This is a genomic window from Fibrobacter succinogenes, assembly GCF_902779965.1.
GTDB lineage: Bacteria > Fibrobacterota > Fibrobacteria > Fibrobacterales > Fibrobacteraceae > Fibrobacter > Fibrobacter succinogenes_F.
The window spans coordinates 1-9,047 of sequence record NZ_CACZDK010000058.1 but is presented as its reverse complement, the minus strand read 5'-3'; the positions used below and the strand labels follow the sequence as shown (position 1 = coordinate 9,047).

9 protein-coding genes are annotated in these 9,047 nt (G+C 46.8%); 2 read left to right on the top strand and 7 right to left on the bottom strand.

The window, feature by feature from the left end:
- Window positions 1-371: 371 nt before the first annotated feature.
- From HUF13_RS16695 to HUF13_RS16670, 6 genes are all read right to left on the bottom strand, one after another.
- The gene (locus tag HUF13_RS16695) at window positions 372-560 is read right to left on the bottom strand and encodes a hypothetical protein (RefSeq protein ID WP_304039337.1); all 189 of its coding nucleotides are present in this window, start codon (window positions 558-560) and stop codon (window positions 372-374) included.
- 125 nt (window positions 561-685) lie between these two features.
- Window positions 686-988, bottom strand: a complete 303-nt coding sequence (locus HUF13_RS16690) for an HU family DNA-binding protein (RefSeq protein ID WP_072827891.1) — start codon at window positions 986-988, stop codon at window positions 686-688.
- A 107-nt stretch (window positions 989-1,095) separates the two neighbouring features.
- Complete coding sequence (locus HUF13_RS16685; protein ID WP_173476159.1) at window positions 1,096-2,223, bottom strand: AI-2E family transporter; 1,128 nt, start codon at window positions 2,221-2,223, stop codon at window positions 1,096-1,098.
- Window positions 2,201-2,989, bottom strand: coding sequence for a hypothetical protein (locus HUF13_RS16680; protein WP_173476158.1), 789 nt, complete (start codon window positions 2,987-2,989; stop codon window positions 2,201-2,203). Before HUF13_RS16680 ends, HUF13_RS16685 begins: the two co-directional genes overlap by 23 nt.
- The gene (locus HUF13_RS16675; RefSeq protein ID WP_173476157.1) at window positions 2,979-3,707 is read right to left on the bottom strand and encodes a hypothetical protein; all 729 of its coding nucleotides are present in this window, start codon (window positions 3,705-3,707) and stop codon (window positions 2,979-2,981) included. The genes HUF13_RS16680 and HUF13_RS16675 overlap by 11 nt, the downstream gene beginning before the upstream one ends.
- Complete coding sequence (locus HUF13_RS16670) at window positions 3,708-4,046, bottom strand: hypothetical protein (protein ID WP_173476156.1); 339 nt, start codon at window positions 4,044-4,046, stop codon at window positions 3,708-3,710.
- Between the two features lie 355 nt (window positions 4,047-4,401).
- Between HUF13_RS16670 and HUF13_RS16665 the strand changes: the two genes are divergently transcribed.
- Window positions 4,402-5,226: a tetratricopeptide repeat protein gene (locus HUF13_RS16665; protein WP_173476155.1), complete on the top strand. Its 825-nt coding sequence runs from the start codon at window positions 4,402-4,404 to the stop codon at window positions 5,224-5,226.
- A 222-nt stretch (window positions 5,227-5,448) separates the two neighbouring features.
- Here HUF13_RS16665 and HUF13_RS16660 read toward each other — a convergent pair whose 3' ends face one another.
- The gene (locus tag HUF13_RS16660; RefSeq protein WP_173476154.1) at window positions 5,449-7,401 is read right to left on the bottom strand and encodes an FISUMP domain-containing protein; all 1,953 of its coding nucleotides are present in this window, start codon (window positions 7,399-7,401) and stop codon (window positions 5,449-5,451) included.
- Window positions 7,402-7,748: 347 nt separating this feature from the next.
- Here HUF13_RS16660 and HUF13_RS16655 point away from each other — a divergent pair.
- Window positions 7,749-9,047 (top strand): biotin attachment protein (locus tag HUF13_RS16655; protein WP_173476153.1); only part of this gene is annotated, 1,299 nt, incomplete at its 3' end.

Below are 9,047 nucleotides of genomic sequence, written 5' to 3'. Positions count from 1 at the left end.
GTTCACGAGCACGATCTTGTAACCCTGTTCGCGCAGGGCCTTGCAAGCCTGGGTGCCGGAATAGTCGAATTCGCAAGCCTGACCGATCACGATCGGGCCAGAACCGATGATAAGGACTTTGTCGATGCCTTCAATCTTCATTTTGTTTATCTCCGTTGAACTAATTATTTATTAAAACACAAAAAATGCTGAACCAAACGGTCCAGCAAAATCAAAAATGGAAATAGAAATAGTAGCGGTATTCACAACATGATGGGCGCCACAAGCGCACTTCATATTCTTCGAAATTCCGTACATCTACTTTCCTATTTCGCAAAGACTTAAACTTGCGCAAATATAAAATATATGAGCGGACCTTTCAACGGATTATGCTAAAAATCATCACCCATCGAAGGGGTGTCTTCTGGAGTAATATCAGGAGATTCACTACATTCAGGAAGCTGCGGTTCTCTATAGCATCTTTCACGCAAGCTTTCTTCATCCCCATCATCGGGGGCAGCACAACCCACAAAACCACTGACAGACAAGGCAAGGAACAATCCCCAAAGAACTCGTTTCATAAAAACCTCTAAGTTATTGTTCATCAATATAATAAACTCTTACCGCATATTTTTTCTGTCATCAAAAAAGGGCCGCTCTAAAGCGACCCATTCCCTTTGCAAAAAGCAAATCTAGCTCAGAGAGATTACTTCTTAGCCGGCTTGTTCTTAGCAGCGGTTTCCTTGAGTGCAGCACCAGCCTTGAAGCCGACAGTCTTGGATGCCTTGATCTTGATGGTAGCACCAGTCTGCGGATTGCGGCCAGTACGAGCAGCACGGGACTTCACAGAGAAAGTACCGAAACCGATGAGCTGAACGTTGCCGTCCTTCTTGATGCCAGCAGCGATACCGTCGAGAACGGCGTCGATTGCGCGAGCAGCAGCAGCCTTGGATTCGATGCCAGCTTCCTTGTTAGCAAGCACAGCTTCAATGAGATCTTGTTTGTTCATTTTTTAACTCCTTGAGTCAGATTTGTGAAATGTTTGGTAATATTATACTTTTTTTTTCTTAGATAAGAGTAATTTAAAATGAAAAAAGTTTTTAAAACCCCATAAAATCAAGCCTTGGGAGCCAGTCTGCCCGATTCTTCAACATACTGGTCGGCCCTAGTCCTTAGTTTCTCAATATAGACAAGGCATAAGCAAGTGAAGGGGATTGCGACCAAAAGTCCCAAAAAACCAAGCAGTTTACCCCAAATCGAAAGCGACAAAAGAATCCCCACCGGAGGAAGGTTCATCGACTTTCCGACAATGTGCGGAACCAAAAAAAAGTCCTGAATAATCTGCACGACAAGATAAATGGCAAGGATAATAACAGCCACTTCCCAGAACGGCATTCCCTTATCTAGAGCGTAAACCACCGCTAGTAGTAAGGCCAAGGGAATCGTTGTCAATTGCATGTACGGGATCATGTTGAGCGCTCCAGAGAACAGCCCAAAAGCAATTCCCATCGGGAGACCCATCACGCTAAAACCAATTGCATACAAAACGCCAACCGTAAAAGCAACCATGGATTGCGCACGGAAGTACGTTCCCATAAATTTGTCCGTAGCACTCGCAAATTCACCAGCTTCGCGGCGGTAACGGCGCGGAATCAAACGACGAATACCCTTCCTTATTTTATGCATATCAAGCATAATGAAGACAAGGTACATAAACACAATTGCAGCACTCGAAAGGCCCATCAAAATTGTAGATGTCTTCGAAAGAATATCCCACGCTCCCGGAAGAATACGGTCCGAAACCGTCTGGATAACGTTCCATACATCAAGCGATTCCAGCGACTCAGCAATACTGTTCCAAGAAATCATCGTCTTCACAGAAGCCCACATATCCGCCGGCAAGAACGTCATGATTCGATCGCTCCAAGTGGAATCTGTAAAAATTCTCGAAATAAGCGTTCCCAAATATTGAACTTCGTGCACAACTTTCGGAACAAAGAAATACATACAACCGCCAATAATAATTGCCGTTCCCAAAAGCACGAGCACAACAGCAATCACACGGTATCTGAATTTTATCTGCAACTTACAAACAAGCGGATCCATGATATAAGCAATCAGGAACGCTGCAAAAAATGGAAACAGAACTCCACTCAAATAATTCAGCACGACAAGAGTTACAGCTACGGCTACAGCAATTAGCACATAGCGCATTACCCTATCAAGCGTCCAATTTCTCTGCATTTTTTCCCCCGCGAGTTTTTAACACATATACTAAAAATAAAACAAGCCCAAACAAAATGAAAGCTAGATACATGTACAATTCTTTCTTTTGCTGCGTTTTATCGCTCCAAAGGCGAACATAGCGGATTTCCATTTCGTCAGGAATGCCGCGAAGCGTAGAACTTCCACTTACAATTTCAAAAAACTTGGCGCTATTCAAATACGTTTTGCCATCATCTTTTTCAAGACCCACCGACGAAAGCCACCATTCAGGCACTCTAAATTCGCTAACGGCAAACTTGCTTACTGCAAAACGTTCCTTCGCGCCACCCATCAACAAATATGGAGCCGACGGTATATCCTTTTCCAAAACGCGATACGTTGCATAATCACCCTTGCGCGTGTAAACCGGATCTTCCGTCAAAACACGAAGTTTCATGGAATTCATGCGCTTCGACGCCACACGAACTTCCAAAGAATCAAATTTCGCCAAATCGAAAGGTTCCAGGCGCTTATCCAAGGACTTTAATTTAAAGCCAACGCCGGCATACGTGAACGCTTTACCGGAATGGATATTTACAGAAGCCGTGAGAAGCGTATCCGTCGCTTGGACTTCACTTGTTGAAAATCCGCCAACAGCACTATCGTTCAGCGGGAATATTTCAAACGTTTTCCGAGGAAACAGCTCAATATCGGCCTCCCCGCATTTAGAATATTCATACCACCAAGCCAAAAGCAAGGCAGCAAAGACAAGCACCCCCACCCATTTGCCTATCCTATTTTTCATCGTACTCCTTCACAGGGTGGCTACGTCCAATCGCCACAACCATTAAGCCAAGAATCATAAACAGGAATATTCCATAAGCCTTATTACTGACCCCACTCACAGAAATGTCCCTGACGTTTACAACAAAATTCTTTCCACGAGGCTGTTTCCACCCGGCCGAAATTTCCACACGGGCAATATTTTCATGATGTGGGTTGCTGCGCGAACGCTTTACACCGAGATTGTCATACCAAAAATCGGGAATGTAAAGTTGTTCAAAAGGAATAGCAACCTTATTGTTACCCGCTTTAACCGGCACTTCTTTCAAAAGCATTTTAAACGAACTTGGATTAGACAAATCGGTCACATCGGGGTCGTACGACCAGACCTTAACATTGACTTCATCCGTTCCCGAAACATCCATGTCCAAATAAAGCGTATCGACATTTTTCCAGTTGTGGTACTTTTTTTCACCCTTCGGGTCTAAATCAAAAACAAGCCCACACCAGGTGGGTTTCTTTTCGTCCATACCCATTGCACATTGGAACGAAACTAGAGAATCAGACGAAGCGAATCGAACAACCGAAGTCCCTCCATCCGCATTATCGTCATAAGCAAAAGCCTTCGTCCCCTCCCCTAACGGGAATACATTTTCAGCGAACCTCTCTTTCGGAATCATCACATAAACGGCAATAACAATAACAGCAATGATTCCTAAAATGGTATATGATTTTTTCATTTACTCAAAAAATTTCCTTAAAGTTCTATTGTACTGGATCAAATCTAGCGGATCTTCTTCAACCGGCTTTTCGCCAAAAAATTTGGACACAAGCGCATCAATCCAATGAATAAAGAAGAAGTGGTGTTTCCCTTCTTTCGCCTGCGGTTGAGCCTTGATATCCAGCGACCACTGCAAAAGTTGTTTCACGGTCGATGGCGGCATATGGAACGTTTCGCAGCAAGTCGTCACATACCCATCGAAACCATAGTGCGGGAGTTTACCTTTAACAAGCGGTTCTCCATGATCGATGCACTTCGGATTTTCGCAAGGCGGATCCTGTACGTTTTTCTTTTTCAAATCTTCCAGCCACAATTCACGCGTCTTGTCAGAAAGCCCGCCGTAAAAAGCGAACGTCTGATTGCACGGAAAATAGATGGAATAACACTTTGGGCAAATCCTCAGATCAAGATTGACAATTCTGAGCGCCTCAACATCTGAACCACAAAAAGAACATTTACACATGTAGATTAATATAGATAATAGACGAAAGACGAAAGACGAAAGACGAGAGAAAATAGTGTTTAGGGGAAAGCTTTCCCCTGGCTCGCACTTTGTTGCTCACCACCCCTTCAAGCGGGCACATCCCGCAACGCCCTGTTTTTACACATCACTAGTAACTAGTATCTAGTAACTATTAACTAAATTTACCAGCATGGCTAAAGTAGTTCAAATTACCGCAGAAAATTTTGAAGCAGAGGTTATCCAAGCCTCCGAAACGCGCGCAGTCGCCATTCTCTTTTCTTCCGCAGAATATCCGGATTGCGCCCCGTACTCCCAGTTGGTGGGGCAACTTTCTACAAGCATGGACTTCACGCTTGGCGTTGTCAGTTGCGACGATCGCGAAAACATGCGCCTCATCCAAATGTTCCGTGTGCAATCCGTTCCCGAAATTCACGTGGTCGATAAAGGACAAATAGCAGACGTTATCCAAGGCGTTCTCCCCGAAGCAGACCTCAAGAAGCGCCTCGAAAAGTTCTACGTTTCCGACGAAGCCCGCTTCCAAATGGCACTCGAAGATGCCATCGCACAAAAGAACTTCGACCAGGCGCTCCCCATGCTCGACGAAGCTCTTTCCAAGAATCCAAACGACAAGAAGCTCCAACTCTTGTGGGCAAAAGCAAATCTTGGACTAGGGGATACCGCCAAGGCAAAAGAAATCCTCTCCAAGTTTGTCGAAAGCGATGACCAGTACCGCGAAGCAAAATCGCTTCTGGAACTTCTCGACTTCCATGCCGAAGTCGCCAAGAAAGATGTTCGAGGCAAAGAAGCCATTGTCTATCACGAGGCCTGCAAACTTGCCTGCTCCGAAGATTTCGAAAGTGCACTCCAAGCATTCCTAAACTTGTACGTTGAAGCGCCCGAATGGAATGATGGCGCCGCAAAGAAAGCAATGCTCACGCTCTTCGGTGTTCTCGGTCCAAAGCACGAACTCACTTGGAAATATAGAGCAAAACTCAACACTATGATGTTCATCTAAGGATAGACCGAGCTTTCAGCCCTCTTAGAACTTAGTTGGCAGAACTTAGACAAAAAGCGCAGCTCGTTGAGCTGCGCTTTTTTCATTCGTTGATTCCGTCATCCTCGAACGAAGTGAGGGACAACCTCAAAAGGCGAGAGTCGCATCCATACTCGTATGGATATGATCGAGCCTAAGAGGTTGGGGCTCGCCCCATCCATAATTTTTCACTTAGCTTTTCTTTTATTTGCACTTTGTATTTGCAAGGTTCAGCAAGTTCTTGTAAGCGGCCATGCAACGTCTGTGGTCCTTAGTGCCTTCGGTATAGGAATAGCATTCGCCGAGCTTTGCGTTAGCCATGTCACGTTCCTTGCACGGTTTTTTCGCTGTAGGCACATACTCTTGCGTGTTATTTTGTTTCGAAGCGGGACTCGGAGCCGCAGCCGGAGCATCGTAGGAGTACACAAACACTTCAATGCGATTGTTCTTCATGCGGTTATCCGGAGTTGTATTCGGCACGAGAGGTTCATCACCCCCCTTACCCGTAGCCGTGATATCCTGACTCGAGATTCCAGCATTCACCAAGTAGCCCTTCACTTCTTCAGCGCGCTTCAAAGCAAGAACACGGCTTCTTTCCGGGCGATCAAGATTGTCCGTGTGAGAGACAATTTCAATTTTCTTTCCCTGATAATTTCTCAAGTGGTCTGCAAGTCTTCTCAAGCCTTCAGAAGATTCCTTTGTAAAGCGTGACTGACCAACGCCAAAAGTCACACCCTGCAAAAGGAACTTTTCCAAAACAGTCTTGTTTGCAGAATTTGAAGGAGCTGCAGAGGATTGAGCAGGCTGCGTCGTTGTAACCGTCGGCTTCGAAACGGCATAAGAGGGTGCATTTTTTACGCAACGGAGTTTGTTCGTGTAAGCATCCCCATGCTTGAAGTACGGCGAACCCTTTTCACGAATAGCATTGTACTTCCAGTCCACATAAGTCATTTCATTACCGTTCTTCGAAGAAGTCCAGTAGCCACGCTTAAAGTCGAAATTCAAGCTGCACGGATTTTCCTTCGTGTCGCGGTTATTCCTCAAGCGCTTGTCGTTTGCGCGAAGCTCAAATTCCGAAGCCTTCGAGAAAAGCTGTTCGTATTCATACTGTTCCGGAACATGCCAACCACGCGGGCAAGCACGTCCAAGGTTGCGGGCTTCCATTTCATCCAGGCGGTCAAGAATCACATCTTCGGCCATCCAGGTCTGGTCACCAATCTTAAGAGTCCTGTAAGTCTTTCCAGCATTGTCCATCACGCCACCGAGACGATCCTTACAAGCGGCTTCCCAATTCTGGATGCAACGAACAGAATAACCATTAGCTTTACGCCCTTGGAAAGCAAAAGTTTCGAGGTTCTGGCCTCTAAAGCTCATGGCGTCGGCACGATCTCCGCCCTTTTCATCGCCAAGCCAGAAGAACGCACGATTGCCCAAGTCAATATAGCGTTCGCCATCGACATAGTAACCACCATCAAGCACTCTAAAGCTGTTCAAGTTAAAGTCCTGATAGTTGAGATCGTCACCCATCGGCAAGCTCCATCCATCAGGGCAAGCCTTCTTAGCGGCATTCCATGTATAAAGTCTACCGTAGGTTTCGCAGTTTTGGGTATTGTTTTCGTAGCAGTAGCTTTCCGGCAAGCGAAACTTCAAGTTTTCGGCCATCCACACGCGGCCACCGATCTTCACTGTAGAATAACGTTCGCCATCGCGGTTATCAATCAATAAATTTCTAGCTTCGTCATACGTCGATGTGTTCTGGAACTTATTCGATGCATACTGCTGCTGAACCGGCTGAGTCGGGCGAGAGGCCATCGCAGCACGTTCTTCTTCAGAAATACTACAATCATATTCCTGAGGAAGCTTACCAAAATAGTGGTTGTACTTATCCGGTGTAATCCAGATTTCACTGCTACCAACAGACGAGCGCATAAAAGAACGCGGATAATTAGCGCATCTGAAAAGCACATTGGCGCATCGATCGTCCTTCTTTTCCGTTCTATAGGTATCCTCCATATCCGGGCAACGCCAGTAACACGAATTACCGAACATGTCATCAAAGCTACAAGCAACCACAGTTTTATCACCAGACGGGCCAGCAAAAACCGATTCTGCGGCAAGGAGAGTCGTTGCCATAGCTAGAACGCACTTTTTATTCATAAAGACTCCGTATTCCAACACAATTAAACGTGTTTGTATTATAATGATTGGACCAAAGATACAAATTTCATTAGCGTATCTTTAGATGAACAAGCCTACTAAAGCGTTTCATAAACATCGCCCGAGGTCTTTCGAAAACTTCTGTTTACACACAATTCGTAGCCACCAACCACACCCCTCTAAATTCCAGGCACTAAACTCTAAGTTCTAAGCTCTAAGTTCTAAGTTCTAAATTTTCCCCTCATTTCTAAGTTCTAAGTTCTAAGTTCTAAGTTCTAATTGCTATCTTTGCTCGCGTATTTTATTGTACAGTAAAACTCAGGGATCCTATCCCACAGGAAAACATTATGAAAAAGATTCTGTTCCAAGACACCTCGTTCCGTGATGGCTTCCAGTCCATTTTCGGCGCTCGCGTGTTCATGAAAGACTTCATGCCTGCAGTTGAAGCAGCCGTCAAGGCTGGTATCACCCACTTCGAAGCAGGTGGCGGCGCCCGTTTCCAGGCTCTCTATCAGAACTGCGGTGAAGACGCATTCGACATGATGGACGAATTCCGTCGCGTTGTCGGCCCGAAGATCCGCCTCCAGACTCTCGCTCGTGGTATCAACGTTGTGGCTCTCGCTCCGCAGCCGCGTGACATGATCAAGCTCCATGCCGACATGTTCAAGAAGCACGGCATGACCCGTATTCGTAACTTCGATGCTTTGAACGACGTCAACAACCTCATCTACTCCGGTAAGTGCATTACGGACGCCGGTCTCGAACACGAAGTCGTCGTTACCATGATGGAACTTCCTCCGGGATGCGACCTCAACGCCGCTCACAACCCGGAATTCTACGAACGCATTCTCCGCAACATCTTGGACGCCGGTGTTCCGTTCGCTTCCGTCTGCTTCAAGGACGCTTCCGGTACGACGAACCCGACTAAGGTTTACGAAACATTCAAGCGCGCTCGCAAGCTCCTTGGTGACAAGGTCGAACTCCGCATCCACAGCCATGACACTTGCGGTACCGGTGTGGCTCAGTACAAGGCAGCTATCGAAGGTGGCGCAGATGGCGTCGACCTCGGCCGCAAGCCGCTTTCTGGCGGTACGGCTCAGCCGGACCTTTTCTCCATGTTCCACGCCCTCAAGGGTACGGAATACAAGCTCGCCCTCGGTGAAGACAGCATCGTCGACGATCATATTCCGGAACTCATGGAAGCCAACAACGTCGCTGTTGAATGCCTCAAGGACTACAACTTCCCGCCTGAAGCACGTCAGATCACGACCGACGTTATCTTCAGCCCGATGCCGGGCGGCGCACTCACAGCCAACACCCTCATGATGCGCGAAACCAAGACCTTCCACCTCTTCCCGAAGGTTATCGAAAACATGAGTGAATGCGTACGCCGCGGTGGCTTCGCTTCCTCTGTGACGCCGGTTTCTCAATTCTACTTCCAGCAGGCTTACATGAACACCTTGAACCAGGCTGCCGGTCGCGGTACGTGGTTCAAGATGACCGAAGGCTACGGCAAGATGCTCCTCGGTTACCAGGGCAAGACTCCGTGCGAACCGGATCCGGAACTCGTGAAGATTGCAGCCGACCAGTTCAACATGAAGCCGTTCAAGGAAGCCTATCCGGGCGTCCAGTGCGCAGAAGAAATT

Bases quoted from the DNA above. Each gene is read 5' to 3' on its own strand.
- HUF13_RS16695 (WP_304039337.1), bottom strand. From the start codon at position 560: ATGAAACGAGTTCTTTGGGGATTGTTCCTTGCCTTGTCTGTCAGTGGT.
- HUF13_RS16690 (WP_072827891.1), bottom strand. From the start codon at position 988: ATGAACAAACAAGATCTCATTGAAGCTGTGCTTGCTAACAAGGAAGCT.
- HUF13_RS16685 (WP_173476159.1), bottom strand. From the start codon at position 2,223: ATGCAGAGAAATTGGACGCTTGATAGGGTAATGCGCTATGTGCTAATT.
- HUF13_RS16680 (WP_173476158.1), bottom strand. From the start codon at position 2,989: ATGAAAAATAGGATAGGCAAATGGGTGGGGGTGCTTGTCTTTGCTGCC.
- HUF13_RS16675 (WP_173476157.1), bottom strand. From the start codon at position 3,707: ATGAAAAAATCATATACCATTTTAGGAATCATTGCTGTTATTGTTATT.
- HUF13_RS16665 (WP_173476155.1), top strand. From the start codon at position 4,402: ATGGCTAAAGTAGTTCAAATTACCGCAGAAAATTTTGAAGCAGAGGTT.
- HUF13_RS16660 (WP_173476154.1), bottom strand. From the start codon at position 7,401: ATGAATAAAAAGTGCGTTCTAGCTATGGCAACGACTCTCCTTGCCGCA.